Genomic DNA, 25,997 nt, shown 5'->3' on the forward strand with positions numbered 1-25,997 from the left:
ACAGGAGGAATAGGGGACTTCCCTTTGTCCCCCTCCCACGCGACAGTCAGCGTATGGTCGGTCGTCATCTCCGCATTACCGGGCGCGTGCAGGGCGTGGGCTATCGTGAGTGGTTCCGGACCCGCGCCGATTCGCTGGGACTGACCGGCTGGGTCCGCAACCGCGCGGACGGTTCGGTCGAAGCGCTGGTCCAAGGCGATAACGCGGCCCTGACCCGGATGATCGCCGAGGCCGCCGACGGTCCGCCCGCCGCCCGGGTCGCGCACGTCGTGCCAAGCGACGCGCCGCTCGACCCCGCGCTCACCCATTTCGAACGGAGGCCCACGCTATGATCGTGCTTTTTCTTGCTCAGGCCGCCATGGCCGATGCCGCCGTCACGCGGCGCGTCGAAGCGGTCCTGGCCCGGGCGCCGATCGTCGATGGGCATAACGACCTGCCCTGGGAATTGCGCGACTCCGGCGTTCCACCCGAGTCGCCCGCACTCGACACCGGCACCACCGACCTGCCTCATCCGTTTCAGACCGACCTGCCGCGATTGAAGCGCGGCGGTGTTGGCGGGCAGTTCTGGTCGGTGTGGATTCCGGCCGATGTCACGGGTCCGCGCGCGGTGGAGATGACGCTGGAGCAGATCGACCGCGTCCATCGCCTCGTCGCCGCGCATCCGGACCGGATGGCGATGGCCCGCACGGCAGAGGATATGCGCCGCATCGCCCGCTCCGGCAAAGTCGCGTCGCTGATCGGGGTCGAGGGTGGCCACCAGATCGACGGGCGGCTGTCGGTGCTGCGTCAGTATCGGACGCTGGGCGTCGCCTATATGACGCTGACCCATGGCCACAGCCTGGCCTGGGCCGATTCCTCGACCGATGCCCCGATCGCCAACGGCCTCACCCCGTTCGGCCGCGCGGTCGTCGCCGAGATGAACCGAATCGGCATGATCGTCGATGTCGCGCATGTCTCGGACGCGACGATGGCGGCGGTGCTCGATACCAGCAAGGCGCCGGTCATCGCCTCCCATTCCGACGCGCGCGCGCTGGCGGATGCGCCGCGCAACATCCCCGACGATCTGCTCCGCCGGATCGGCGCGGGCGGCGGCGTGGTGATGGTGAATTGCTATCCCTCCTTCCTGTCGAGCGACTGGCGCGCCTGGGATCGGACGCGCACCGCCTATGCCAAGTCGGTCGGGGTGGCCGCCAATGTCTATGGCCCGCGCAGTCCCGCGCCGCTGATCGCCTGGGATGCCGCCAATCCGCCCCCACGCGTGACGGCGGCGATGGTCGCGGACCATATCGCGCACATCGCCCAGGTGGCGGGGCGCGGCGCGGTCGGCTTCGGCGGCGATTATGACGGGATCAACAGCACCGGGCCCGAGAACATGACGGGAGTCGATGGCTATCCGCTGGTGCTGGCCGAACTGGTCCGGCGCGGGTGGAGCGATGCCGACCTCGCCGCGCTGACCAGCGGCAACATTCTTCGCGTCATGGAGAAGGTGGACGCGGTGGCGAAAAGCCTCAGTGCGACAGCACCGGACGATTCGATCGATCCGCTGGCCCGCTGAGCGTGTCTCCGGCGAATCGCATCGCGACCAGCCAGATCGCAAAGCCGCCCAGCGCCAGCGCACAGCCGACATAGCCGGTCGAGGTCCAGCCCAGACCCTGCGCGATCGCCAGGCCGCCTGCCCATGGGCCAATGGCGTTGGCGGTGTTGAACGCCGAATGGTTGAGCGCGGCGGCCAGCCCCTGCCCCTCGCCCGCCACGTCCATCAACCGCGTCTGGAGCACGGTGCCGAGCGCACCGCCCAGGCCGATGGCAAAGACATTGGGCAGGATCGTCCAGAGGCTTCCCGCCGCCAGCGGATAGAGCGCCAGCATCGCCGCCGACCAGAGCAGCAACCCGCCCGCCGTCGGCATCAACGCCCGGTCGGCAAAGCGCGGCACGACGATATTGCCGATCGTCATGCCCATGCCGAACACCGCCAGCACCAGCGGGATCGTCGCGGTGGACGCCCCCGTCACCTCGGTCAGCGTCGCGGCGAGATAGGTATAGACCGCGAACATGCCGCCAAAGCCGATCGCCCCGATCGCCAGCGTCAGCCACACCTGGCCCCGGCCCAGCGCCGCCAGTTCGCGCCGGATCGTCGCCCCCTGCTCGGGCCGGTCGTGCGGCGCGGCGATGGCGACCAGCGTCGCGGTCAGCAGCGCCAGCGCGGCGACGACGCCGAAGACCCAGCGCCAGTTGAGCCACTGACCCAGCATCTGCGCCAGCGGCACCCCCACCACCGTCGCCACGGTCAGGCCCAGCATGATACGCCCCACCGCCACCGTCCGCCGTTCATCGGGGACGAGGGAGGCGGCGACCAGCGCGGCGATACCGAAATAGGCTCCGTGCGGCAGGCCGCTGAGAAAGCGGAAGGCGAGCATCCAGTGATAATCGGGCGCCATCGCCGACAGGCCGTTGCCGATCGCGAACATCAGCATCAGCGCGATCAGCAGGGTCCGCCGCGCCATCCGCGCCGACAGCACCGCCAGCATCGGCGCACCCACCACGACGCCCAGCGCATAGGCGCTGATGACATGCCCCGCGGTCGGCGCATCGATATGCAGCCCGCGCGCGAGGTCCGGCTCCAGGCTCATCGCGGCGAATTCGGTAGTGCCGATCGCGAAACCGCCCACCGCCAGCGCAGCGTGGACGATGCCGGGGGAGAATGTCCGGGGCATGAGAATCCTTTCATCACGCATATGTTGCACCGCAACACGATGCGCAACCAACAGCTTGCTTCCGTGGCAATGATTTCCAGGGAGAATCGGCAAGGCGCCGATACCCGGCATCCGTAACTGTCCCGAAACGGTCGATCACGTCGCGGTTGATCGGTCCATTTCGGACAGGCACAATCCCATTCGGCAAAGGGGGGATGCCGGATGGGTGGGGTCACGGGGGTGATCGAAATCGTGGCGCGTGAGTTGCTGCTGTTCGCGGCGGCCGGGCTGTTGATCGGGGGACTGGATGACCTTCTGGTCGACCTGCTCTATCTGGCGCGACGCCTGGTAAAGGGCCCGGCGACCCCGATCCGCAGCTATGCCCTGACCCCGCCCGTTCAGCCGGGGCGGATGATCGTCTTCATCCCCGCCTGGGACGAAGCGGCGGTGATCGGCGCGATGCTGTCGACCGCGCTCGCCCGCTTTCGTCACCCGGATTATCGCATCTATGTCGGGCTTTACCCCAATGATCCCGGCACCATCGCCGCCGCCGCCCATGTCGCGGAGCGGGACGATCGCATCCGGCTGGTCATCGGTCCGCGTGACGGTCCCACGACCAAGGCCGATTGCCTGAACACGCTTTGGCATGCCCTGTGGCGTGACGCGGTGACGGAGGGATTCGATGCCAAGGCGATCGTCCTGCACGATGCCGAGGATGTCGTGCATCCCGACGAACTGGCCGTCTTCGACTCGCTGATCGAAGGGCGGGCGGTGGTCCAGCTTCCGGTATTGCCGCTGGTCGTACCGGGATCGCGACTCGTATCGGGCCACTATGCGGACGAGTTTGCGGAAAGCCATATCAAGCAACTGGTCGTGCGGACCTGGATCGGCGCGGGCCTGCCGCTGGCGGGTACGGGCTGCGCCATATCGCCGGACATTCTGAAACGGATCGCCGCCACGCGAGGCGGCGATCCGTTCGACGCGACCAGCCTGACCGAGGATTATGAGCTGGGTCTGCGCATCGCCGAGCTGGGCGGTCAGGGACTCTTCGCCCGCGTGGCCGATGGACGGCGGGCCGGGGTGGTGGCGGTCCGTGCCTATTTCCCGGCCACGTTGCTGGCGGCGGTACGGCAAAAGGCGCGCTGGATGACGGGCATCGCACTGATCGGATGGGACCGCACCGGCTGGGGCCGCGCGCTGGCGATGGGGGATCATTGGTGGCGCCTGCGGGATCGGCGTGGGCCTGTGGCGATGCTGGTGCTGGCGGCGGCCTATCTGGGCATGACCGCCGATGCGGTGGCGGTGCTGGTCCACTGGGTCACCGACAGCCCCTTGCCGCCGGTTCATCCCGGTCTGCGCATGCTGTTCGGGATCAACGCCATGCTGCTGACCTGGCGACTGGTGGTCCGAATGACGTTTACGGGACGCGCTTATGGCTGGCGCGAGGCGTTCTGGTCCCTGCCGCGATTCATCATCGGCAATTTCGTGGCGCTGGCGGCGATTCCCCGTGCGCTGATCCGCTATATCCATATCCTTCGCGGCGGTACCGCCAAGTGGGACAAGACGAGCCATCACTTCCCCGACCTGTCGCCGCAACCATGAGCGGTCGACCCTTGCGATTTCTGGGAGCCATTGTCGGGCTGTGGACGCTCGGCCGCCTGGCCTTTCTGCTGCCCTCCGATGCGGTGGTCGAGATGGCGGTCAGGCCCGAACGACCGGCCAAGCCGCGGGCGAGCAAGGTGGCAATGACGGACCTTGCCCCGCTCCGTCCCGACTCGCGACCGATGGGGCTTGCGAGCGGACATTCGCCTCGGCCGAACGTGCGAAGGCCGACGATGGTCATACCGCCTTCAGTGGAAATGGTGGAGGAGACCCCGCCTGAGGATGCACCCGTCATCGCATCGCCACCGTCGGTCATCCCGCCATCGCCGATCCCGGCGCTGCCCGAAACCCCCGCCCCGGCACGGCGATGGAGTGCCAGCCTATGGGCGATCGTTTGCGACGGGGGGCGGACATTGCTGCCCGGCGGGCAATTGGGGGGCACGCAGGCCGGCGTCCGTGTGCTGCGGCGGATCGATAAGCGGGGCGACCTGTCCGCCAGCCTGCGTCTGTCGACGCCGTGGCAGGGTATCGGGCGCGAGATGGCGGTGGGGATCGATTGGCGTCCCGTCCGGCATGGGCCCGTCCGGTTGCTGGTCGAACAGCGCATCGCCCTCGATTCGGGCCGAGACGCCCCCGCCGCTTTGGCCGTGGCCGGAATCGGCCCCCAGCCGGGCGCCCCCGGCCTTGTCCTGGCGGCTTATGCACAGGGTGGCGCGGTGGCACGCGAGCGGATCGAGCCCTTTGCCGATGGCGCGGTGCGTGTCAGCACAGCACTGAGCCCGATGATCGACCTGGGGCTGGGGGCCTGGGGCGGGGCGCAGCGCGACGTGCACCGGCTGGATGTCGGGCCGACAATGGGCATCGCGGTGCCGGTCGCGAATCGCCGCCTGCGGTTGTCGCTCGACTGGCGACAGCGGGTGGCGGGGCAGGCTTCGCCCAATTCCGGCGCTGCCCTGTCGCTGGCGGGCGATTTCTGAGCCGTCGATACTGTTCGGAAAGACGCGTGCGTCTATAACGCGGGCGTGGACCTGTATCTTCCGATTGCCAATTTGTCGGTCAATGCGCTCGTCATCATCGCGCTGGGGGCAGGCGTGGGTCTGTTGTCGGGGATGTTCGGCGTCGGTGGCGGCTTCCTGACCACGCCGTTGCTGATCGTCTATGGCATTCCGCCCACCGTTGCCGCCGCCTCCGCCGCCAGCCAGGTGACGGGGGCCAGCGTATCCGGCGTGTCCGCGCATTGGCGACGCGGCGGGGTGGACGTGAAGATGGGCGGCGTGCTGGTCGCGGGCGGCATCATCGGGTCGTTCGCGGGCGCATGGATTTTTCGCCTGCTCCAAGCCAGTGGTCAGATCGATACGGTCATCGCGATCGTCTATGTCCTGATGCTCGGCTGGATCGGGCTGGTCATGGCACGCGAGGCGGCAGGCGCGATCCTGGCGCAGCGCCGGGGCCTGCCCCAGCGTGCGGCCCGGCGGCGGCATCACCCGATCGTCGCGGCCCTGCCCTTCCGCACCCGATTCTATGCCTCTGGCCTATATATCTCGCCGCTGGCCCCGTTGATGCTGGGGTTCTTCACCGGCATCCTGACCATCCTGCTGGGCGTGGGTGGCGGGTTCATCCTGGTCCCCGCGATGATCTATATCCTCGGCATGGCGACCAATGTCGTGCTGGGTACCTCGCTGTTCCAGACGCTGTTCGTCACCGCCGCCGCGACCATGGTCCACGCCACCACCACCAAGGCGGTGGACATCGTGCTCGCCGGATTGCTGCTGGTCGGATCGGTGACGGGGGCGCAGGTCGGAGCCAAGCTCGCCACCAATGCGAAGCCCGAATATCTCCGCCTTGCCCTGGCCGTCATCGTGTTGCTGGTGGGATTGCGCATCCTGCTGGGCCTGGTGTGGCGGCCCGAGGAAATCTTCACGGTCCAGCCGCTATGAGGCCGGCCGCCATGAGGATCGCCGCCGCCGCGCTGGCGCTGCTGTCGCCGCTGTTGATGGCGCAGGCCAAGCCCGTGCTGGTCCCCGACGTGTCGCAGCGCGATATTCAGATCGCCTATAGCTTCACCGGAGCCGAACTGCTGTTGTTCGGCGCGATCCTCTATCCCGGCGGCCGCCCGCCCAGCAATGACCGCCCGACCGATATCGTGGTGGTGGTCAAGGGCCCGACCCAGTCGATCCTGATCCGCGAGAAGGAGAAGATCGCCGGGCTGTGGGTCAATGCCGGGCGACTGCGCTATCAGTCGGCACCGTCCTTCTACGCCATCGCCTCGTCCCGCCCGATCGAACGGATCGTCGACGACCGGACGCGCGCCATTTACGAACTCGGGCTCGACAGCCTTCAGCTATCCCCCGCCTCCAACGCCCCCGCCGACGTCCAGGCGCGATTTCAGCAAGGTCTGGTCGATCAGCGCCGCCGCGCCGGTCTGTATGTCGAGGCACCGCGCGCCGTCGAGATCACCGACGACGTGCTCTACCGCGCGCGGGTGACGATTCCGGCGCGGGTTCCGGTGGGGCGTTTCACCGCCGAGACTTTTCTGATCCGCGACGGTCGCGTCCTGGCCGCCGCCGTGCGCGACATCGACATCCGCAAGTCGGGGTTCGAGCGGTTCGTCGCGCGTGCCGCCGATCGCGCCGCCATCCCCTATGGCCTGACGGCCGTCGCGCTTTCGATCCTGCTGGGCTGGACCGCCGGCTGGATCGCTCGCCGCGTCTAGGCGACTGTAGATACGGCATTTTAAGGTTCACCGGGATAGAAGGATCGCCCTTTTCCCCGGATCGGACCATTTCGTCTTGATGGACTCCCCCTCGCTCGTCTTCGAACACCCCATGCCATCCCGCCCCGATGCGCCCGTCATCGGCTGGCTTCTGGGCATTGCCGGGGCGAGCGGACGCATCGTCCTCGACCGCGAAGCGGTGAGCGCTCTGGCGGGCCATGACGACCCGGTGCTGGCAGCGGCGGGGCAGGTCGCGATGCCGGTCAAGATCCGCCGCGACGATCGCTGGATCATCGGCTCGATCCGCGCCTTGTCGCTCGACCCGGCCAGCGACGCCGCCGCCATCGCGACTGAGATCGACCTGATGGGCGAGGGCATGCGTCACGCCGAAACCGGCGAGATGTACGGATTCCGCCGCGGCGTCACCTCCTATCCGCTGCCGGGCGCGACGATCCATGCGATCACCGATGCGGAACTGGCGGGCATTCACGCCAATCGCAACATCGCGACGATACGGATCGGCACCGTCCATCCCGCGCGCAGCGTGCCCGCGACCCTGGTGGTCGATGCGCTGCTGGGTCGCCACTTCGCGGTGCTGGGCTCGACGGGCACCGGCAAGTCGACCGCCACCGCGATGATCCTGCACCGTATCTGCGAACTCGCGCCGCAGGGTCATATCGTCATGATCGATCCGCATGGCGAATATGCCAGCGCCTTTCACGACAGCGGCCAGATCCACGATGTCGGCAATCTGCGGATGCCCTATTGGCTGATGAATTTCGAGGAGCATTGCGAAATCCTCGTCACCGCCGGGTCGGACGATCGCCAGGGCGATATGGATGTCCTGGCACGCTGCCTTCTGGCGGCGCGGATGCGCAACCGCGCGGCGCAGGACCTGCCCCGCGTCACCGTCGACACGCCGATCCCCTATCTGCTGTCCGACCTGACCAGCCTGTTGTCGCAGGAGATGAGCAAGCTGGAACGCGCGGGCGATACCGCGCCCTATCTGCGCCTTAAGGCGAAGATCGAGGAGGTGAAGGGCGATCCCCGCTATGCCTTCATGTTCTCGGGGATGCTGGTCGCCGATACGATGGCGAGCTTTCTCAGCCGTATCCTGCGGATGCCCGGCGGCGGACGGCCCATCTCGATCATCGACGTGTCGGGCGTCCCCTCCGACGTGACGAGCGTGGTGGTCGCGGTGCTGGCGCGGATGATCTTCGACCATGCCGTCTGGTCACGGCCCGAAGAGCGCCGCCCCGTCCTGATGGTCTGCGAAGAGGCGCACCGCTATATCCCCGCCGATGCCGAGCGGGGCTCGGCGGTCGGCCGCGTCCTGTCGCGCATCGCCAAGGAGGGGCGCAAATATGGCGTCTCGCTGGGACTGGTGACCCAGCGGCCGTCGGACCTGTCGGAAAGCGTGCTGTCGCAATGCGGCACCATCATCGCGATGCGCCTGAACAACGAGCGGGATCAGGCGATGGTCCGCGCGGCGATGCCCGAGGGCGGTCGCGGCCTGCTCGACACCATCTCGGCCCTGCGCAACCGCGAGGCCATATTGTCGGGCGAAGGCGTAGCCTTTCCGATGCGCGCCAGCCTCGACACTCTGGAGGAGGGCAAGCGCCCCGCCTCCAACGACATGAAGGTCACCTCGCTCTGGGCGACGCCGTCGCGGGGCGAAGCCGTGCTGAACGACACCGTGGCGCGGTGGCGGGCGGCGGGGAAATAAGGGGCGGACCGAAGGCCGGGCCTGCTACCGTCCCGGCTGCACCGCGAGCAGGCTCTGAACCTCGCGGCGGAAGGCACGCAGCTTCGCGCCCGACAATGTCGCGACGCTCGACAGGTTCAGGGTGCGGGGATTGACGGTCACACCGTTCTTCCACACCTCCCAGTGAAGGTGCGGGCCGGTCGACATGCCGGTGGATCCGACATAGCCGATCACCTGCCCCTGCCTGACATGCGCGCCGGACCGAACGGCGAAGCGGCTCATATGTCCGTAACCGCTCGCCACGCCGCCGCTGTGCGACAGCTTGATGAAATTGCCATAGCCGCCCGACCGCCCGGCGAACTGGACGACGCCGTCCATGATCGCGTGGATCGGCGCGCCATAAGGGGCGCCGATGTCGGTCCCCTTGTGCATCCGCATGAAGCCCAGAATCGGGTGCATCCGCTTGCCGAAGGACGAGGTGATGCGCCCCGCGACGGGCATTCCCATGCTGCCGCGCCGTTCGCTCTGGCCATTGACGTCGTACCACTGGCCGTCATCGTCATCGGCCAGCCGCGCCAGTTGCACCTTGCGCCCGCCATGATCGAGCCCGGCGAACAGCAACTGGCCGAGCCGCGTCTCGCCGGTCGCCGCCCGTTCGCGCGCGATGATCAGGTCGAAGCTGTCCGACCGCCGCACGTCCCGCCCGACCGAGACATGCGACGACAGCGCCTTGATATAGGCCTCCACCACCTTGGCCGGAGCCCCGGCGGCCCGCGCCGAGCGGTAGAGGCTTGCCCCCACCAGCCCTTGCAGGCGCAGCGGGGTGCGGTCGATCGCGATGGGCTGTCTGGTCATCGCCAGCCCCTGCGGCGTGCGGGTCAAGGTCACCGCCAGATCGAAACGCGCGCGCAGCTTCATCCCCTCCAGCGGGCGCGCCACCATCCGGCTGGGACGCCGCCCCAGCGTCAGCGCGATGCGGGTGCCGGAGGCGATCGCCTCGCCCTCGGTCGCCTGGTCGACCAGATCGGCGGCGGCGCGGGCCTGATCGCGGGAAACCCCGGCACGTTGCAGCACGCGGGCGAGCGAGTCGCCCGATCCCATGGTGGCGGACAGGTCGACGCTGGGGCGTTCGGGCGCTTCGGCGAGATGCTCGACCAGATCGCCCGCCGCCATGCGCCGGCCGCTATCGGCCCCCAGGGCCAGCGGGGTTATCGCCTGCGCGCGTGCATTCTTCCACGCATCGCCGGTCAGCGGCGCGGGAGCGCGGGCGGGAATGCGATGATGAAAGCCCGGTGCCATGGCGATCGTCGCGACGCAGAGGGTCGAACAGGTCGCCAGGCCCCGCCACCAGTCGCGGCTGCCGATCTGCGCGCCCAGATCGGGCACCCAGTCGACCCCGCGCATCGCCTGTCGCCACCAGGCCAGCCGTCCGGTCGGGGCGAGCGGAAAGGCCGTCTTCAACGGCCGCGCTGCGGTACCGCCGGATACGAGTAATGCGTCGTCGCTGGCCAGGAACATGACTAAAGGGTGCGTCCGTCTATCGTCGATCCATGTCGCCGATCCCCCCGGCGCACTCTGATCGGGTGTAGGGGGGCGGGGGCAAAGTCAAACGCGCTACGCCCTGCTGCCCCGACGCTGCGATAAAACGTGACCGGACCGGGCCAAATATCGCGGCGGCGGGCCCATCTTGCTTCATGCCGTTGCAACCGGGCGCGAGAGGCCCGATGTAGGGGATATGACCAGCCGCGTATCGGGCGCCGTGACGGCCGTTCTCGGGCCGACCAACACCGGCAAGACGCACCTCGCGATCGAGCGGATGTGCGCGCATAGCAGCGGCATCATCGGTTTTCCCCTCCGCCTGCTCGCGCGCGAGGTCTATGACCGTGTCGTCGCACTTAAGGGACCGGAAAAGGTCGCGCTGGTGACGGGCGAGGAAAAGATCGTGCCGCCCGACGCCCGCTGGTTCCTGTGCACCGCCGAATCCATGCCCGACCGCGACGTCGCCTTCGTCGCGCTGGACGAGGCGCAACTGGGCGCCGATCCCGAGCGCGGTCATGTCTTTACCGATCGGTTGCTGCACGCGCGTGGCCGGGACGAGACGATGATCCTGGGCTCCGAGGCCCTGAAACCCATGATCCGCGCGCTGGTGCCCGAGGCGGAGATCGTCGCACGGCCGCGCTTCTCGACCCTGTCCTATGCGGGCGCCAAGAAGATCAGCCGCCTGCCCAAGCGCTCGGCGATCGTCGCCTTTTCGGCAGAGGAGGTTTACGCGGTCGCCGAAATGCTGCGTCGCCTGCGCGGCGGCGCGGCGGTGGTGATGGGGGCGCTGTCCCCGCGCACCCGCAATGCCCAGGTCCAGATGTTCCAGGCGGGCGAGGTCGATTATCTCGTCGCCACCGACGCGATCGGCATGGGATTGAACATGGACGTCGCGCATGTCGCCTTTGCCGGGCTGCACAAGTTCGACGGCCGCCGCCGCCGTCGCCTGACCGTCGCCGAAATGGCCCAGATCGCCGGGCGCGCCGGGCGGCATCACCGCGACGGCACCTTCGGCGCGCTGGCCGAGGAAGGCCCCGACGCGTTCCTGCCTGAAGAGATGCTGGCGATCGAGGAGCATCGCTTCCCCCGGCTCGACCATCTCTATTGGCGCGACGGCGATCCCGACCTGTCGAGCATCGACGCGCTGATCAAGAGCCTGGAGCGCAAGCCCGAGCCCGGCGTGCTGCGCGCCGCGCCGCTGGCCACCGATCTACAGGTGCTCAAGCGGCTGGCCGACGAACCCTGGGTCCGCGACCGGGTGCGGCGGCCCGCCATGGTCGCGCGGCTGTGGGCGGCGTGCGGCATTCCCGATTTTCGCAAGGTCGGCATCGATCCGCATGCCCGCTTCGTCTCGCGCGTGTTCGGCCATTTGTCCGAAGGGCTGGGCCATGTCCCGCACCAATGGTTCGCCGACGAGATCGCGCGGCTGGACAGCATGGCGGGCGATGTCGAGACGCTGGCGGGGCGGCTCTCCGCGATCCGGAGCTGGGCCTATATCGCGCAGCGGGCCGACTGGCTGGCCGACCCGAAGCATTGGGCCGAGCGAACCCGCGAGATCGAGGAGCGTCTGTCCGATGGGCTTCATACCAGCCTGACCCAGCGTTTCGTCGACAAGCGCACCACTGCGCTGATCCGCCGCATCGGCGCGGATGCCGGGGCGCTGCCCGTCACCATCGGCCCCGAGGGCGAGGTGCTGGTCGAGGATCACCCCATCGGGCGGCTGGAGGGGTTCCGCTTCACCGTCGAGGCGGGCGCGCGGGCCAATGACAAAAGGCTGTTGCTCGCCGCCGCCGAAAAGCGGCTGGGCACCGAACGGTCGCGTCGGGCCGAGGCGCTGATCGCCGCCGGGCAGGAGGCGATTGCGATCGTCGAGGATCGGCTGGTCTGGGACGGGCATGGCGTGGCGAGGCTGACCGCCGGCCCGTCGTTGGGGCGGCCGGTGGTCCGGTTGGAGCGCGATCTGGATTGCCTGAGCCAGCCGCTTCGCGAGCGGGTGAAGGCGCGGCTCGACGGCTGGGTGGCGCGCTCGCTTGAAAAGCAGGTGCCCGCGATCGTTCGCCTGGCTGGGCTGGCGCGGGAGGCGAAGGCCTCGCCTGCTTTGCGCGCCGTCGCCGCCGCGCTGGAGGATGCGGGCGGGATCGTGCCGCGCCAGCCGTTGCGGCTGATGATCGACGCGTTGTCGCCCGAGGAACGGCGGCGGCTGCGCGGGCTGGGAATCACCATCGGGACGCTCGACATATTCGATGCGCGGTTGCTCAAGCCTGCCGCCGCGGCGTGGCGGCGCACGCTGATGACTCTCTGGGGTCAGAGCCCCGAACTGGTGCGGATCGGCGCGACCACCTTGCGCCGGGACGAGCCGGGGCGGACCGTGGCCTCGGGCTTTCGGCCCTTGGGCGAGCAGGCGGTGCGGATTGATCTGGTCGAGCGAATCGCGCGCGCCACCCATGATGCGCGACAGGGGCGCGGACCGTTCGCACCCGACCCGGCGCTGGCGACCTCGATCGGGCTGGAACCCGCGACGCTCGATCGGCTGATGGGCGATCTGGGTTTCCGCAAGGTGCGTGGCGACGCCGAGGACCAGGCCCCCCGCTGGATCTGGCGCGGCCGCCCCCCTGCCCGTCCCGCGCCGCGCGTCGAGGCGCGCCCCGGCAACGCCTTTGCCGCGCTCGCCGACTGGGGACGGCCTTCGTGAGTCCCCTTCACCTCGCCACCCCGGCGAAAGCCGGGGTCCAGTTGCGATGAAGGTCATGGCTCGCCACCCGGCTGCATGGCGACTGGGCCCTGGCCTCCGCCGGGGCGGACAATATGTTTTGGATTTCTCCGTTGGAAAGGACCGCCTGACCCCATGACGAACCGCGCCCCTGCCCCCGAGTCGATGCGGCTCGACCGTTTCCTCTGGTGGGCGCGGATCGCCAAGTCGCGGGATACGGCGCAGGCGATGGCGTGCGACGGGCATTTCCGGATGGATGGGCGCGCGATCGACCGCGCCCATGCGCCGGTACGGATCGGCAGCATCCTGACCTTCGCGCATCATGGCCAGGTGCGCGTGCTGCGGGTGGAATCGCTCCCCGTCCGGCGCGGACCACCCGCCGAAGGACGCGCCTGCTACTGCGATCTGGTCACTTCGCCGGTTTCAAGCGTTGACGGATCGTCGCATGCGGCATAGCAGCACGCGTTCGTACCTTGGGAGTTGTCATGACCTACGTCGTCACCGATGCCTGCATTCGCTGCAAGTATATGGACTGTGTCGAGGTGTGTCCCGTCGACTGCTTCTATGAGGGCGAGAATATGCTCGTCATCAACCCGTCCGAGTGCATCGACTGCGGCGTGTGCGAACCGGAATGCCCGGCCGAGGCGATCCTGCCCGACACTGAGAGCGGTCTGGAGCAGTGGCTGGAGCTGAACAACACCTTCTCCGCCCAATGGCCCAACGTCACGCGCAAGCTGGACCAGACCCCGCCCGACGCCGATGCGATGAAGGGCGTGGAGAACAAGTACGAACAGTTCTTCAGCCCGGAACCCGGCAAGGGCGACTAACCGGGACGTGCCCGGCAAGGGCGACTGATCCAGGGTCATTCCTCCCCTTGCAGAGGAGGAATGTTTCGGTGCGGCGCTGAATGGTTCCCGTTACCCTGCACATATGCTGGTAATTTTGTTGCGACCATGCTATATGGTTCCGCGACGGGCCTAGCTGTTTTCGCGACCGCCCGCCTTTGATGTGTTCGACCCTTCCTTCCCGAGGCCGACTTGATCAGTGGACCCATTTCCGCTCGTTCGGCGCTCGCGTGAAGGCCCTGATCCGGAAAGGCCCCCAATGGCTGCCAAGGCGCTCCACTTCGACGTCGGTGACTATGTCGTGTATCCCAAACATGGCGTGGGCCGCGTTATAGAGCTGCAAAAGCAGGAAATCGCAGGGATGCAGCTCGAACTCTATGTGCTGCGGTTCGAAAAGGAGCGCATGACGCTCCGCGTTCCCACCAACAAGGCCGAGTCGGTCGGCATGCGCAAGCTGTCCTCGGACAAGACCATGCGCGAGGCGATGGAAACGCTGAAGGGCAAGCCCAAGGTCAAGCGGACCATGTGGTCGCGCCGTGCCCAGGAATATGAAGCCAAGATCAACTCGGGCGACCTGGTGTCGATCGCCGAAGTGGTCCGCGACCTGTTCCGCGCCGACGACCAGCCCGAGCAGAGCTATTCGGAGCGGCAGATCTTCGAAGCGGCCACCAGCCGCCTCGCCCGCGAACTCGCCGCGATGGAAGAGGTGGACGAGCCCCGCGCCCAGGAGAAGATCCTGGAAATCCTGCGCGCCGCGGCCGCCATCTATAATAAGGAAAAGCCTGCGGCCTGACGCCGTCGGTCTCGACCTGACGATCAGGGGCGGTCCCATCCGGGGCCGCCCCTTTTCATTTGCGTGCCGCACGTCCTCTAGTGTATTGTACAAGCAATACAGGAGATCGTCATGGTGAAGCCCGCAATCCGTCTGCCCCTGTTCGCCATCCTCGCACTGGCCATCCCGGCCACCGCCTGTTCCTCTAGCCGGTCGGACGAGGGGCGGGGTGTTCCCGCGCAGGGCTCGGGCGACAGCCGCAGCTATGCCGTGCGCGACTTTACCGGCATCGATCTGCGCGGCAGCGACCCCGTCGATATACGGGTCGGCGGCGACTTTTCGGTGCGGGCCGAGGGGCCGTCCGATGTGCTGGACCAGCTGCGGATCGAGCGCGACGGCGACACGCTGCGCATCGGGCGCAAAAACGGCGTGCATTGGGGCAGCGGCAAGGGTGCGCGAATCCTCGTCACCTTGCCGCGTCTCGCCGATGCAGGGGTTTCGGGATCGGGCCGCATGACGATCGACAGGGTGGAAGGGCCGAACTTCCATGCCGGCGTCGCGGGATCGGGCGACCTGACCATCGGCGCAATGCGAGTCGGTGCGGCCGATCTGGGCATTGCAGGATCTGGCACGATCAACCCCAGCGGCACGGCGGACCGGCTGAAAGTGTCGATCGCCGGGTCGGGCGATATGCGCGGTGCGGCTTTGCAAGCCAGACAGGCCGATGTCTCGATCGCCGGATCGGGCGATGTCGTCGCGCGGGTCAATGGCCCGGCCAAGGTCAGCCTGATGGGATCGGGCAGCGCCGATCTGGGGCCGCAATCGACCTGCACCGTCAGCAAGATGGGGTCAGGTAGCGCACGCTGCGGACGATAAAGCGCGACCTGCGGCCTTGCGCTTTCCCCGCACTGACGCGGGCGGGCCGCTTGTCGCGACGATCCTATGGTGCGAAACCGAACGCCATGCTCGCCCGCGCCCTTCTCATTGCTGCCCTGGCCATGCCCGCGACCGCGCAGGCGGCCGAGCGACGGATCGATTTGAGCAGCTTCGACAAATTGCGGGTCGAGGGTCCGTTCATCGTCACCCTGACCACCGCATCCTCGCCGCACGCCAGGATGTCGGGCGATGCGGAGACGCTACGCCAGGTCGAAGCCCAGATCACCGGGGCGACGCTGGTGGTACACCGGACCGGCGATCGTGGCGCGGGAAGGACCGGCAATATGCGGGGCCCGGTCACGCTGACCATCGCCGCCCCGCCGCTGTCGGCGATTACCGTCATCGGCGGGGCGCAGGTGACGGCGCAGGCGATGCGCGGCCCGCAAATGTCACTGGCGGTCAACGGTGCGGGCGACGTGCGCATCGACCGCGCGGATGGCGAGCAACTGGCCGCGACGCTGCTCGGATCGGCGAGGCTGGCGATCGGTGGCGGGCGGGTCGGAAAGGCACGCTTGACCGCCAGCGGCCCCGCCACGATCATGGCCGATGGGCTGGAGGCAGGCGATCTGCTCGTGGTGCTGGACGGTCCGGGTGAGGTCGATGCCCGCGCACGCTACACCGCGACGATCGGCAATAACGGTCTGGGTCGGGTCACCGTCGCGGGGACGCCCAAATGCCGGATGACTGGGACGGGTGGCGGGCCGGTCCGTTGCGGCGCGAAGTGAGGCGGATCACGCCGACCCCGTAACCCGCCGCGTCAGGAAAACATCGATCGCAGCGAAGGCGTTGCTCCGCATCGGCTCGGCCTCACGCAATATCTCATGGGCGCAACCCCGGCCAAAGGCGACCATTTCGCCTTGCGGCAATCGCGCCGCTACCCGTCCGGCGGCACGCGCATCGACCAGCCGGTCGGCCAGCGCTACCAGCATCAACACCGGCGTCTCGATCCGCGTCAGCGCGGGATCGCCGCGCAACGCCGCGGTCGCGCGAAACGCCTCCGCCACCCAATGCCAGCTTGGCGAACCCAGGCATAAGTCCGGCCATTGCCGTCGAAACGCCTGTTGGTCGGCAAAGCGCGTCAGGTCATGCGTCAGCCGTTTCTGGCGCGCGGTGGCGGCGGCCTCCGTCTCCAGCCTTTGCCAGGCGGGTCGTCGCGGATCACCACGCCCGACCTGCCACCGGGCGACCCTCGCCCCGGCCCATTGCCCGATCGGGGAACGCAGCGCGAGCATCGGCGCGACCAGCACCGCCGCATCGGGCGCGATGCGACGCGCCGCCAGCGCCGCCAGGGTGACGAACCCACCCATCGAATGGCCTAGCACGACATGCGGTCCGTCTTCCTCCGCCACCCAATCGGCATAAAAGGCTGACAGGTCCTCCGTCAGCCGGTCGAAGCTGTCGATGTGACCGGTATCGTCGCTCGCCAGTCGTCCCGATCCCCCCTGCCCGCGCCAGTCAAAGGCGGTGACGTCCCAGCCTCGCGCCCGGAAATGGTCGATCGCATCGCCATATTTCTCGACCATGTCGGCGCGGCCGGTCTGAAACAGCAAGCGTCCGCGCCGCGCCACACCCTCAATCCGCGACCGGTCGAAGCGGCGATGCACCCAGCCATCGGGCGCGATCCAGCGCGTCAGCCACGGTGAGAACGGCCCGTCGACCGACCAAGAGGGCAATGCCGCCATCACTATCTCCATCCTTTCGTCGGCCAACCGTCCGGGTTCGGCTGAAAATTTGCCTCACATCAAGATCCGATGCGAACAAAGCCCGCTCGGCTGCGTTCATGCCACAGCAACATTTTGTTACAGCCATAGGGGGATAGCCCGTGTTGGGTCGCGCCTTTGCAAAGATTCTGGCTTGGGTGCTGGCCCTGCTGGGCGGGTTTTTCGCCGTGGCGGGGGGCTATCTCACGCTGCTCGGGGGATCGCCTTATTATGTCCTGACCGGTCTGGCGATGATCCTGTCGGGGGCGCTTATCGGGCGTGGTGACCCGCGTGGCCGGTGGCTCTATGTCGCAATCTGGGTCGCCACGCTGATCTGGGCGGTGTGGGAAGTCGGGCTGGACTGGCTCCAGCTCGTGCCGCGGGTGATTGCGCCGACGGTCCTGCTGCTGCTGGTCGCGCTGCCCTGGATCGGCCATGCGATCCGCTCGCCGCGCACGCGGACGCGCGCCATGCCGGCCGCGCTCGGGATCATTGCGCTGCTCTTCGCCGTGCCGGTCATCAAGACCCGTGCCGCCGATGCGCAGGACCCCGGCCTGCCGATCGCGGCGCAGGCACCGGTGGGCGACTGGACGGACTATGGCGGCACGCTATCGGGCCAGCGTTATTCGGCTCTGTCCCAGATCACGCCCGCCAATGTCAACAAGCTGGAACTCGCATGGACCCAGCGGACCGGCGACCTGCCCGACCGGGCGGAATCGGTCGAGCATAAGCGCGAATATCATTCGGAGGCGACACCGATCCAGATCGGCGACACCCTCTATACCTGTACGCCGCATTCGATCGTCCAGGCGATCGACGCGACGACCGGGCGCACCAAATGGAGCTGGAAGGATCAGGTCAGCCGTCAGGGCAACAGCTATCTCGTCTGTCGCGGGGTCGCCTTCTATCAGGCACCGGCGGGCACGCCCTGCCCCCGCCGCATCTTCGCGCCGACCTTCGACGCGCGGATGATGGCGCTGGACGCCGATACCGGCAAGCCCTGCCCCGGCTTCGGGACGAATGGCGCCATCGACCTGCGCCAGAATATGGGCGTGTCGGGGCCCGCCGATCAGATCAGCACCTCGCCCCCCGTCGTCGCCAATGGCCGGTTGATCGTCGGCGAGCGGATCGTCGACAACGTCAACCGCAATATCCCCAGTGGCGTGGTGCGCGCCTATGATCCGATCACGGGCGCGGGCGTCTGGGCGTGGGATGTGGGCCGGTCACAGGATGCGATCCCGCCGCTGCCCGCCGGGGAAACCTATACGCGCGGCACGCCCAATGTCTGGGGCGCGATGACCGCCGATCCAGGCAATGGCCTGGTCTATCTGGGCACCGGCAATGCCTCGCCCGACTATTGGATCGGCTGGCGGCGGCCGTTCGACGACCGGTTCGGCTCGGCGATCGTCGCGCTGGAGATCGCGACCGGCAAGCTGCGCTGGGTCCGCCAGCTCGTCCACCGCGACATGTGGGACATGGATATTCCGATCGGCCCGTCGCTGTTCGATTATCGCGCACCCAATGGACAGACGATTCCCGCGCTGATCCAGACCACCAAGATGGGTCAGGTCTATTTCCTCAACCGGCTGACCGGCGCGCCGATCACGCCGATCGTCGAGCGGCCTGCGCGGCAGGACGGCGCGACGCCGGGGGTGAAGGTGTCGCCGACCCAGCCCTGGTCGGTCGGCCTGCCCTCCTTCACGCCGCCCGCACCGACCGAGAAATCGACCTGGGGCGCGACGCCGATCGACCAGCTTTTCTGCCGGATCGACATTCGTCGTGCCCAGGGGACCGGCATCTATCAGCCGACGGGACTGAAGCCGATCATCGGCCACCCGGCCTTTGACGGCGTCACCGACTGGGGCGGCGCGGCGCTCGATCCGGTGCGGCAGGTCTTTACCGTCAACACGATGGAGATGCCGTTCAAGATCTGGCTGATGCGCCGCGACGATCCGCGCGTGAAGAAGTATATGGCCAAGAAGAAGGGCGGCGAGAATGCGCGCGAACCCAATCTCCAGACCCAGTATAACACGCCCTATGTCGCCGTGGTCGCGGCCTGGATCGGGGTGTTCGGCGCACCGTGCAACGCGCCGCCCTGGGGCCATCTGACCGCCGTCGATCTCAACACCAAGAAGGTGGTGTGGAAGAAGATTTTGGGCACCGCGCAGGATACCGGCCTGTTCGGCAGCCATCTGGGCGTGCCGATCAAGACCGGCGTACCCAATCTGGGCGGCTCGATCATCACCGCATCGGGGCTGGTCTTCATCGGCGCGACGACCGACCAGTATCTGCGGGCCTATGACCTAAAGAGCGGCAAGGTGCTGTGGCGCGCCCGGCTGCCCGCGGGCGCGCAGGCGACGCCGATGACCTATCGCGGACGGGACGGGCGGCAATATGTCGTCATCACCGCCGGGGGTCATGGCGCGCTGGGTACGCGGTACGGGGACTATACGATGGCGTTTGCCCTGCCGAAGGGAGTGTGACGGTTCGCGCGGAGGCGCGGAGAACGCGGAGGTGCCGCGCCTGGGGCATCAGCATGGCAGGATCACCAGCCTATCGCTTCTCTGCGTCCTCCACGCCTCCCGCGCGAACCCGGTGTCTCTTCTAGAAGATCGACCACTCCAGGATCGCGGGCTCCTTCGCCTGCACCGTCATGCGCAGGAACCGCGCCTTGCCCGCATGGCGCAGGATGATGGGGGACCCGCTCACCCCTTTTTCGGCCGCCACCTCGTGCCACGTCCGGCCATCCTGCGACGCCTCGATCCGCAAATCCCGCGGCTGGATCGCAAAGGCCGGGCGTATCCGGCTCTCCCGCACATCGCGGATCGCTCCGAGATCGGCGGTGAGTAGCGGTGCCTTCCCGGCCTCGGGCCGCCAGGCGGTCGCGTAATTATCGTCCGCCGCCAGCGCATCGGCACCCTTGCCCGTCCAGCGCAGCCCGCGCGTCCGCTTTGCCGCAAAGGCCGGGATCACCGGATCATGGCTGGGCCGCACCTTCTCCAGCGTCCCGTCCGCGCGCGCGGTCAGCGGGTCGATCGACACCTGTCGCAGCACCCGCTCGCCGCCCATCACGAAGGGCAGGGCCTGGCGGTGATAGAGGATATAGGACCGGCCCTTGTCCGCGAGGATCGCGTGATGGCCGGGACTGATGATCTGCTTGCCCGCGTCGGTTTCCAAGATCGGGCTGTTCGCCGCCTCGGTAAAAGGCCCCATCGGCGATGTGCCGACCGCGTAGCGCACCTTGTACGTGTCCTTGGTCGTGTTGCCGTCGCTATAGGTCAGCAGGTAACGGCCCTTTTCCTTCGCCATGAAGGGGCCTTCGAAATAATGGGCGGGGGTCACGTCCTTCGGTGCGCCGTCGAAATGGACCATATCGGGCTTCAACTTCACCACGAAGCAATGCCCGTTGACCCAGTTCAGCCCCGATCCCCAATAGAGATAGGCCTGGCCATCGTCGTCGACGAACGCTTCCGCGTCGATCATGTGATATTGGGGCGCGAAGTCGCGCGCGATCAGCGGCTTGCCGCCATTGGCATCGGCCCAGGGCCCCGCCGGCGAGGGAGCCGATCCGACCCACACCTCGCTGCCGACCGAGACATACATATACCAGCGGCCATTGGGGGCCTTGACCACCGAGGGCGCCCAGACCTTCGAATCGCCAGAGGTCGGGCTGGTCGCGGCTTGCTTGGTTGGCCAGTTGGGCTGCGAGAAGGTCCAGTCGCGGCCATTGTTCGACGTCCAGAGACCCAGACGATCATCGCCCCAGGGATCGATCGTGGCGAAGATATACCAACGCCCTCCATCGCGAACGATGGAGGGGTCGGCGAAATAGCCCGGGAGCAAGGGGTTGCCTGCCCCGGGCGTGTTCCATCGTGCCTCGCGCCGGGGCGCGGCGGACCCCGCTGTCCCGGCAAGCAGGACGGCGGTGAGCAGCAACGCTCCGGCGCGGGCTTTCATCAGCGCAGGTCCAGCATCACGACCGACTTGGCCGGGATCTGCACCGTCAACGTGCCGTCCGACAGCGTCGCGCCGTTGAACGGCTGCGGCGCGACCTGGTTGGGCGCGTCGAAGGTGTTGTGGGCATCCATCGTCGTACCGGTCAGGATACGACCCGACACCTGGCCCGCCGTCACGCCGTCCAGCTTGACCGAGACGGTCGCCGGCTGGTTGGGATCGACATTGGTCAGGCCGACATGGACCACGCCCGCCTTGTCGCGGACCGCCGAGGCGCTGACCGCCTTCATCACCCACTGGTCCTTGTTATACCAGCGCGATTGGACATCGACCGGCAGGACGGTGGCGTCCTGATAGTCCTTGTACATGTCGAACACCCAATAGGTCGGCGTCTTCACCATACGCGCGCCGTCGGTCAGGATCATCGCCTGCAGCACGTTGATCATCTGGGCGATGTTCGCGCCCCGCACGCGGTCGGCGTGCTTGGCGAAGATGTCGAGGTTCAGGCTGGTGACCATCGCATCGCGAAGCGAGTTCTGCTGGTAGAGGAAGCCCGGATTGGTGCCGGGTTCGACATCATACCAGGTGCCCCATTCGTCGACGAGCAGCGCGACCCGCTTCTTCGGGTCGTATTTGTCCATGATCGCCGAGTGACGGGTGAGCAGTTCCTCCATCTTCAGCGTCTTGGAGAGGGTGCGCGCCCAGGCTTCCTCGTCGAAGCCGGTGGCCGCGCCCTTCTTTTCCCATGCGCCTGGGACGGTGTAATAATGAACGCCGATGCCGTCGAACGCACTCGACGCGTCGCGCATCATCACTTCGGTCCAGTTGTAATCGTCGCCATTCGCACCGCTGGCGATGCGCATCAGCTTTTCACCCGCGGGGACCTTCAGGAAGGTGGAATAGCGGCGCGTCACGTCGGCCGCATATTCGGGGCGCATATTGCCGCCGCAGCCCCATAGCTCGTTGCCGATGCCGAACATCGCCAGCTTCCACGGCTTGTCACGACCGTTCCGGCGGCGCTCCTCGGCATAGGTCGATTTGGACGGGAAGGTCATATATTCGACCCACTCGGCCATCTCGGACGGGGCGGCCGAACCGACATTGCCCGAGACATAGGCTTCCGCGCCCACCATCTCGCTATAGTTCATGAATTCGTTGGTGCCGAAGCTGTTGTCCTCGGTCACGCCGCCCCAGTTGGTGTTGACCTTGGTCAGGCGCTTGGCCTGCGGTCCCACACCTTCGCGCCAATGATATTCGTCGGCGAAACAGCCGCCCGGCCAGCGGATCACCGGCACCCGGATCGCCTTCAACGCGTCGATCACGTCGCGGCGATAGCCGTTGATGTTGGGGATCTTGCTGCCCTTGCCCACCCAGATACCCGGATAGATGCCGGTGCCCAGATGCTCGGCGAACTGGCCGAAGATGCGGCGATTGTAGACGGCGCCGGGCCGGTCGCCATGCACCGCGACCGTGTCGCCCGTGCTCGCGGGCGCGGTCTGCGCCGTCGCGGTGCCCGCAAACAGCGTGGCCACCGCCGCCGCGAACAGGAATTTCGTTGCCCTTTTCATGGATTCTCCTCTGCCTGAAACGGCATGATGGCTTATTGTCCGAGTAAAGAACAGCCCTATTGCGGCTCGGTCGCGCGTGCGGGCCGGGCCTTTTCGGGCATGGTGCCTTCGCCGCTAAAAGGCTCCAGGCGAAAGGCGACACGCGTCGGCTCCAGCGTGGTGCGATATTTCATGTGCGGCTGGCCGACATGGCTCCATGTCGTGTCGCCGCCGACGCCCCATTGGGCCGCATCGACGATCAACGTCGTCTCGCCATGGGGGACGATGTCGGTCGACTTCCACGTGCCCGGCTCACGGCGGTACAGGTCGCTATAGGGGAAGGCGAGCGCCTGCATCATGAGCGGCTTGGCCGCACGGACGCGAAGCCCCGTCCCCTCACCCGACAGCTCCATCCAGCGGACATCGACCTTGTTGCCGGTATCCTGAGGCCGCATATAATCATGGTTCTGCTCGGCGATCGCGCCGCGCCATAATCCGATCGCGGCCGATGTCTTGCGATCGACATAGCTTTCATGGGGGCCGCGGCCATACCATTGCACCGTCTTCATGGCGGTGGGCATGGTGTACCACAGGCCGATACGGACCGGCGGCGGCAGGTCCGCCTTCAAGGGCACGAACCGCCCGTCGACATCCACCGCGCCGTCCCCCGCCATCGTGTATGTCGTGACGAAGCGCGCCGCGCCCGCGCCCATTTCGTGATCGACGGTCACGCTGCGATCGGGGCCGACCACGATACTGCGGAGTTGATAGCGGCCGTTCATCGTGAACCACGGGCCTTGCTGCGCGACCGTGCCATTGGCGGTGTCGTTGTCGGTTTCCGCCCGGACAAAATTGGGCTTGCCGCCCTGTGCCAGCAGCCGCCCGCCCGCCGCATAGCGCGCGACCAGCCCGGTCTTGCGATCGATGACCAGTTCCACGCCGTTCGCCGACAGGGTGACATTGTCGGCGGTGTCGGCCACCGCGACCTGGCCCTTACGCGCCACCGGTAGAGCGGGCGCATCGCTCAGGGCGAATTGCTCCCAACCGACCACGTAATTCGCCGGGACCGCACGGATCGTGCCGTCCTTGGCATGGGCGCGAACGGTCAGGAGATATTCCGCACCGGGCTCGCGCGCGAATTTGGGGGCAAGCGCTACCGTCTGCACCTGTCCAGCCGCCGTGGTCAGCGCGGGCAGATCGCCCTTCGCCACCGCGACGCCGTTCTTCTCCACCACCCAGTCGAAGGTGAAACCCGACAGATCGATAAAGTCATGACGATTGTGTACAGTGAGGCGGCCGGTCTTCGGATCGTAACCGTCGAAGCGGATCGGCGACTGGACCTTCTGCACCTCGTAGAGTTGCGGATTGGGCGTCCGGTCGGGCTGGTTCAGCCCATCGCCGAACTCGATATCGCCGCCCGGATTCGGGCCATATTCGCCGCCGTCACCCCAGTAACGCCGTCCATCCTTGGTATAACGGTACATGGACTGGTCCACCCAATCCCAGATGAAGCCGCCCTGCAATTTTCGGTGCGCGTAGATGGTGTCCCAATAATCCTGGAAATTGCCGCCCGAATTGCCCTGCATATGGGCATATTCGCACTGGATCATCGGCTGGGTCCGGGTCGGGTCCTCGGCCCAGTCGACCATCTTCTCTATGTCGTCATACATGGGGGCATAGATGTCGACATAGCTATTCGGCTGATGGCTCCAGTCGAGCGTGCCCCAGCCGAGATAGGAGATCAGCCGCGAGGAATCGCGGCGCCGGATCGCGGCAGCGGCCTTTTCGAAATTGGGTCCGATCCCTGCCTCGTTGCCCAGCGACCAGAAGATGATCGAAGGATGGTTCTTATCCCGCTCGACCATGTTCATCACGCGGCTGACATGCGCGCCTTCCCAGGCCGGGTCGAAGCCGATCTGGTATCTGGCCCGCTCACCGGCGTGGCGGTTGCCCTGCTCCATATAGGCGTGGCTCTCGATATTGGCCTCGTCCATCAGGTAGAAGCCATATTCGTCCGCCAGCGCCAGGAAGCGCGGATCGTTGGGATAGTGCGAGGTGCGGATCGCGTTGAAGTTGTTCCGCTTCATCAACTCCAGGTCACGGCGCATCGACTCTTCGGAGATGACGTGGAAGGTGACGGGGTCATGCTCGTGTCGGTTGACGCCGCGGATCACGATGCGGCGGCCATTGACCATGACCTGCCCGTCCTTGATCTCGACGGTGCGGAAACCGACCCGCTGTGGCGTGGCCTGTACTACCCGGCCCTGTCCATCGACCAGTTCGACCAGCAGCGTGTAGAGGTTGGGCGTCTCCGCCGACCATGCGCGCACGTCGGGCACGGTTGTATCGAGCGTGGCCGACGTCGCCCCCTTCGCCAGCGTCACCTCTCGCGTCACCAGCATGCGCTCGCCATCGAGCAGCGTCATCCGGGCGGTCATCGCCTGGGGCAATGCGGGCAGCGTCAGCTCGGTCGACAGCGTGCCGTCGCGATAGGCCTTGTCGAGCCCGGCATGGACGAACAGATCGTCGATCCGGGCCTTCGGCACCGCGCGCAGGAATACCGAACGCTCGATCCCCGAGACGCGCCAGAAATCCTGATCCTCCAGATAGCTGCCGTCCGACCAGCGATGGACCCGGATCGCCACGACATTGCGGCCGGGCTTCAGGAAACGGGTGACATCATATTCGGTCGGAAGTTTGGAATCCTCCGAGTAACCGGCCTCCTGCCCATTGACCCAGACGCGATAGGCCGACCCCGCCGCGCCGATCTGAAGGATCACATCCTGCCCGCGCCACCCGTCCGGCAAAGTGAAGTCGCGGCGATAGGCCCCCGTCTCGTTATCCTCATGCGGCACCAGCGGGCGGTTGGCGGGAAAGGGATAGGTGATGTTGTTGTATTTGGGCTGACCATAGCCGTGGGCCTGCCACATCGCCGGGACCGGGATCGTCTTCCAGCCGGACACATCATAATCGGGCCGCTCGAACCCCTTGGGCGTGCCGTCCACCGAGGGGGAGAAGGAAAAGGACCACGGGCCGTCCAGGCTCAGGAAGCGGCTGGACCGGGTGCGATCCCCGGCGAGCGCGAGCGCGCGGCTTTCATAGGGAAAGGCGGTGGCGCTGGCGGGCCGTGTGCCCCGAGCATTGATGGCGGGGTTTTCCCAATCGGGGCGGTTGGGATCGACCTGGACAGGGGCGACCTGCGGCCCGTTCTGCGCCAGGACCGGGCCGGTCAGCCCCCATGCGGCCACACCGGCCGCCAGATGCCACTTCATCGCACTCCC

At 67.2% G+C, this 25,997-nt stretch carries 20 protein-coding genes; 14 read left to right on the forward strand and 6 right to left on the reverse strand.

Annotated elements, in window-relative coordinates; all coding sequences use genetic code 11:
• Nucleotides 1-53 precede the first annotated feature (53 nt).
• Together ACWPWT_RS04315 and ACWPWT_RS04320 are read left to right on the forward strand one after the other, a co-directional pair.
• Nucleotides 54-332 carry an acylphosphatase gene (locus tag ACWPWT_RS04315; protein WP_261268396.1) on the forward strand — a complete coding sequence of 93 codons (279 nt, stop codon included), beginning with the start codon at nt 54-56 and terminating at the stop codon, nt 330-332.
• The gene (locus tag ACWPWT_RS04320) at nt 329-1,555 is read left to right on the forward strand and encodes a dipeptidase (RefSeq protein WP_454278711.1); all 1,227 of its coding nucleotides are present in this window, start codon (nt 329-331) and stop codon (nt 1,553-1,555) included. Before ACWPWT_RS04315 ends, ACWPWT_RS04320 begins: the two co-directional genes overlap by 4 nt.
• Here the strand turns inward: ACWPWT_RS04320 and ACWPWT_RS04325 are convergent.
• The gene (locus ACWPWT_RS04325) at nt 1,509-2,714 is read right to left on the reverse strand and encodes an MFS transporter (protein ID WP_261268398.1); all 1,206 of its coding nucleotides are present in this window, start codon (nt 2,712-2,714) and stop codon (nt 1,509-1,511) included. The genes ACWPWT_RS04320 and ACWPWT_RS04325 overlap by 47 nt on opposite strands.
• A gap of 201 nt (nt 2,715-2,915) precedes the next feature.
• Between ACWPWT_RS04325 and ACWPWT_RS04330 the strand changes: the two genes are divergently transcribed.
• The 5 genes from ACWPWT_RS04330 to ACWPWT_RS04350 all read left to right on the forward strand — a co-directional run bounded on the left by ACWPWT_RS04330 (nt 2,916) and on the right by ACWPWT_RS04350 (nt 8,734).
• The gene (locus ACWPWT_RS04330) at nt 2,916-4,295 is read left to right on the forward strand and encodes a glycosyl transferase family protein (RefSeq protein WP_454278712.1); all 1,380 of its coding nucleotides are present in this window, start codon (nt 2,916-2,918) and stop codon (nt 4,293-4,295) included.
• An 11-nt stretch (nt 4,296-4,306) separates the two neighbouring features.
• Nucleotides 4,307-5,272 (forward strand): hypothetical protein, encoded by a 966-nt coding sequence (locus ACWPWT_RS04335; RefSeq protein WP_454278713.1) that lies wholly within the window; start codon nt 4,307-4,309, stop codon nt 5,270-5,272.
• Nucleotides 5,273-5,317: 45 nt separating this feature from the next.
• On the forward strand, nt 5,318-6,232 hold the full coding sequence (locus ACWPWT_RS04340) for a sulfite exporter TauE/SafE family protein (RefSeq protein ID WP_261268401.1): 915 nt from the start codon (nt 5,318-5,320) through the stop codon (nt 6,230-6,232).
• An 11-nt stretch (nt 6,233-6,243) separates the two neighbouring features.
• Complete coding sequence (locus ACWPWT_RS04345) at nt 6,244-7,008, forward strand: TIGR02186 family protein (protein WP_454278714.1); 765 nt, start codon at nt 6,244-6,246, stop codon at nt 7,006-7,008.
• 79 nt (nt 7,009-7,087) lie between these two features.
• The gene (locus ACWPWT_RS04350; RefSeq protein ID WP_454279883.1) at nt 7,088-8,734 is read left to right on the forward strand and encodes an ATP-binding protein; all 1,647 of its coding nucleotides are present in this window, start codon (nt 7,088-7,090) and stop codon (nt 8,732-8,734) included.
• Between the two features lie 24 nt (nt 8,735-8,758).
• Here the strand turns inward: ACWPWT_RS04350 and ACWPWT_RS04355 are convergent, their stop codons facing one another.
• Complete coding sequence (locus ACWPWT_RS04355; protein WP_454278715.1) at nt 8,759-10,231, reverse strand: M23 family metallopeptidase; 1,473 nt, start codon at nt 10,229-10,231, stop codon at nt 8,759-8,761.
• Between the two features lie 217 nt (nt 10,232-10,448).
• Between ACWPWT_RS04355 and ACWPWT_RS04360 the strand changes: the two genes are divergently transcribed.
• The 6 genes from ACWPWT_RS04360 to ACWPWT_RS04385 all read left to right on the forward strand — a co-directional run bounded on the left by ACWPWT_RS04360 (nt 10,449) and on the right by ACWPWT_RS04385 (nt 16,240).
• Nucleotides 10,449-12,944, forward strand: a complete 2,496-nt coding sequence (locus ACWPWT_RS04360) for a helicase-related protein (protein ID WP_454278716.1) — start codon at nt 10,449-10,451, stop codon at nt 12,942-12,944.
• Nucleotides 12,945-13,097: 153 nt separating this feature from the next.
• Nucleotides 13,098-13,418, forward strand: coding sequence for a S4 domain-containing protein (locus tag ACWPWT_RS04365; protein WP_261268405.1), 321 nt, complete (start codon nt 13,098-13,100; stop codon nt 13,416-13,418).
• A 29-nt stretch (nt 13,419-13,447) separates the two neighbouring features.
• Nucleotides 13,448-13,789 carry a ferredoxin FdxA gene (gene fdxA / locus ACWPWT_RS04370; protein ID WP_125959090.1) on the forward strand — a complete coding sequence of 114 codons (342 nt, stop codon included), beginning with the start codon at nt 13,448-13,450 and terminating at the stop codon, nt 13,787-13,789.
• A 277-nt stretch (nt 13,790-14,066) separates the two neighbouring features.
• On the forward strand, nt 14,067-14,600 hold the full coding sequence (locus ACWPWT_RS04375; RefSeq protein ID WP_042486954.1) for a CarD family transcriptional regulator: 534 nt from the start codon (nt 14,067-14,069) through the stop codon (nt 14,598-14,600).
• A gap of 111 nt (nt 14,601-14,711) precedes the next feature.
• On the forward strand, nt 14,712-15,455 hold the full coding sequence (locus tag ACWPWT_RS04380; protein WP_454278717.1) for a head GIN domain-containing protein: 744 nt from the start codon (nt 14,712-14,714) through the stop codon (nt 15,453-15,455).
• Nucleotides 15,456-15,541: 86 nt separating this feature from the next.
• The gene (locus ACWPWT_RS04385; RefSeq protein ID WP_454278718.1) at nt 15,542-16,240 is read left to right on the forward strand and encodes a GIN domain-containing protein; all 699 of its coding nucleotides are present in this window, start codon (nt 15,542-15,544) and stop codon (nt 16,238-16,240) included.
• Nucleotides 16,241-16,246: 6 nt separating this feature from the next.
• Here the strand turns inward: ACWPWT_RS04385 and ACWPWT_RS04390 are convergent, their stop codons facing one another.
• Nucleotides 16,247-17,197 carry an alpha/beta fold hydrolase gene (locus tag ACWPWT_RS04390; RefSeq protein ID WP_454278719.1) on the reverse strand — a complete coding sequence of 317 codons (951 nt, stop codon included), beginning with the start codon at nt 17,195-17,197 and terminating at the stop codon, nt 16,247-16,249.
• A 140-nt stretch (nt 17,198-17,337) separates the two neighbouring features.
• On the opposite strand from ACWPWT_RS04390, the gene ACWPWT_RS04395 reads away from it, so the two are divergent.
• Nucleotides 17,338-19,698 carry a membrane-bound PQQ-dependent dehydrogenase, glucose/quinate/shikimate family gene (locus ACWPWT_RS04395; RefSeq protein ID WP_454278720.1) on the forward strand — a complete coding sequence of 787 codons (2,361 nt, stop codon included), beginning with the start codon at nt 17,338-17,340 and terminating at the stop codon, nt 19,696-19,698.
• 121 nt (nt 19,699-19,819) lie between these two features.
• Here the strand turns inward: ACWPWT_RS04395 and ACWPWT_RS04400 are convergent, their stop codons facing one another.
• Genes ACWPWT_RS04400 through ACWPWT_RS04410 form a run of 3 tightly spaced genes read right to left on the reverse strand, consistent with a single transcriptional unit; the run spans nt 19,820 to nt 25,988 of the window.
• Nucleotides 19,820-21,172 (reverse strand): family 43 glycosylhydrolase, encoded by a 1,353-nt coding sequence (locus tag ACWPWT_RS04400; RefSeq protein WP_454278721.1) that lies wholly within the window; start codon nt 21,170-21,172, stop codon nt 19,820-19,822.
• Nucleotides 21,172-22,737 (reverse strand): alpha-N-arabinofuranosidase, encoded by a 1,566-nt coding sequence (locus tag ACWPWT_RS04405; protein WP_454278722.1) that lies wholly within the window; start codon nt 22,735-22,737, stop codon nt 21,172-21,174. Before ACWPWT_RS04405 ends, ACWPWT_RS04400 begins: the two co-directional genes overlap by 1 nt.
• A 56-nt stretch (nt 22,738-22,793) precedes the next feature.
• The gene (locus ACWPWT_RS04410) at nt 22,794-25,988 is read right to left on the reverse strand and encodes a glycoside hydrolase family 2 TIM barrel-domain containing protein (protein WP_454278723.1); all 3,195 of its coding nucleotides are present in this window, start codon (nt 25,986-25,988) and stop codon (nt 22,794-22,796) included.
• Nucleotides 25,989-25,997: the final 9 nt, after the last annotated feature.

Source organism: Sphingomonas sp. Marseille-Q8236 (genome assembly GCF_965112005.1).

Excerpts from the sequence above, each read along its gene's own strand:
- ACWPWT_RS04315 (WP_261268396.1), top strand. The coding sequence starts at position 54 with ATGGTCGGTCGTCATCTCCGCATTACCGGGCGCGTGCAGGGCGTGGGC.
- ACWPWT_RS04320 (WP_454278711.1), top strand. The coding sequence starts at position 329 with ATGATCGTGCTTTTTCTTGCTCAGGCCGCCATGGCCGATGCCGCCGTC.
- ACWPWT_RS04325 (WP_261268398.1), bottom strand. The coding sequence starts at position 2,714 with ATGCCCCGGACATTCTCCCCCGGCATCGTCCACGCTGCGCTGGCGGTG.
- ACWPWT_RS04330 (WP_454278712.1), top strand. The coding sequence starts at position 2,916 with ATGGGTGGGGTCACGGGGGTGATCGAAATCGTGGCGCGTGAGTTGCTG.
- ACWPWT_RS04345 (WP_454278714.1), top strand. The coding sequence starts at position 6,244 with ATGAGGATCGCCGCCGCCGCGCTGGCGCTGCTGTCGCCGCTGTTGATG.
- ACWPWT_RS04350 (WP_454279883.1), top strand. The coding sequence starts at position 7,088 with ATGGACTCCCCCTCGCTCGTCTTCGAACACCCCATGCCATCCCGCCCC.
- ACWPWT_RS04355 (WP_454278715.1), bottom strand. The coding sequence starts at position 10,231 with ATGTTCCTGGCCAGCGACGACGCATTACTCGTATCCGGCGGTACCGCA.
- ACWPWT_RS04360 (WP_454278716.1), top strand. The coding sequence starts at position 10,449 with ATGACCAGCCGCGTATCGGGCGCCGTGACGGCCGTTCTCGGGCCGACC.
- ACWPWT_RS04365 (WP_261268405.1), top strand. The coding sequence starts at position 13,098 with ATGACGAACCGCGCCCCTGCCCCCGAGTCGATGCGGCTCGACCGTTTC.
- fdxA (WP_125959090.1), top strand. The coding sequence starts at position 13,448 with ATGACCTACGTCGTCACCGATGCCTGCATTCGCTGCAAGTATATGGAC.
- ACWPWT_RS04375 (WP_042486954.1), top strand. The coding sequence starts at position 14,067 with ATGGCTGCCAAGGCGCTCCACTTCGACGTCGGTGACTATGTCGTGTAT.
- ACWPWT_RS04380 (WP_454278717.1), top strand. The coding sequence starts at position 14,712 with ATGGTGAAGCCCGCAATCCGTCTGCCCCTGTTCGCCATCCTCGCACTG.
- ACWPWT_RS04385 (WP_454278718.1), top strand. The coding sequence starts at position 15,542 with ATGCTCGCCCGCGCCCTTCTCATTGCTGCCCTGGCCATGCCCGCGACC.
- ACWPWT_RS04390 (WP_454278719.1), bottom strand. The coding sequence starts at position 17,197 with ATGGCGGCATTGCCCTCTTGGTCGGTCGACGGGCCGTTCTCACCGTGG.
- ACWPWT_RS04400 (WP_454278721.1), bottom strand. The coding sequence starts at position 21,172 with ATGAAAGCCCGCGCCGGAGCGTTGCTGCTCACCGCCGTCCTGCTTGCC.
- ACWPWT_RS04405 (WP_454278722.1), bottom strand. The coding sequence starts at position 22,737 with ATGAAAAGGGCAACGAAATTCCTGTTCGCGGCGGCGGTGGCCACGCTG.
- ACWPWT_RS04410 (WP_454278723.1), bottom strand. The coding sequence starts at position 25,988 with ATGAAGTGGCATCTGGCGGCCGGTGTGGCCGCATGGGGGCTGACCGGC.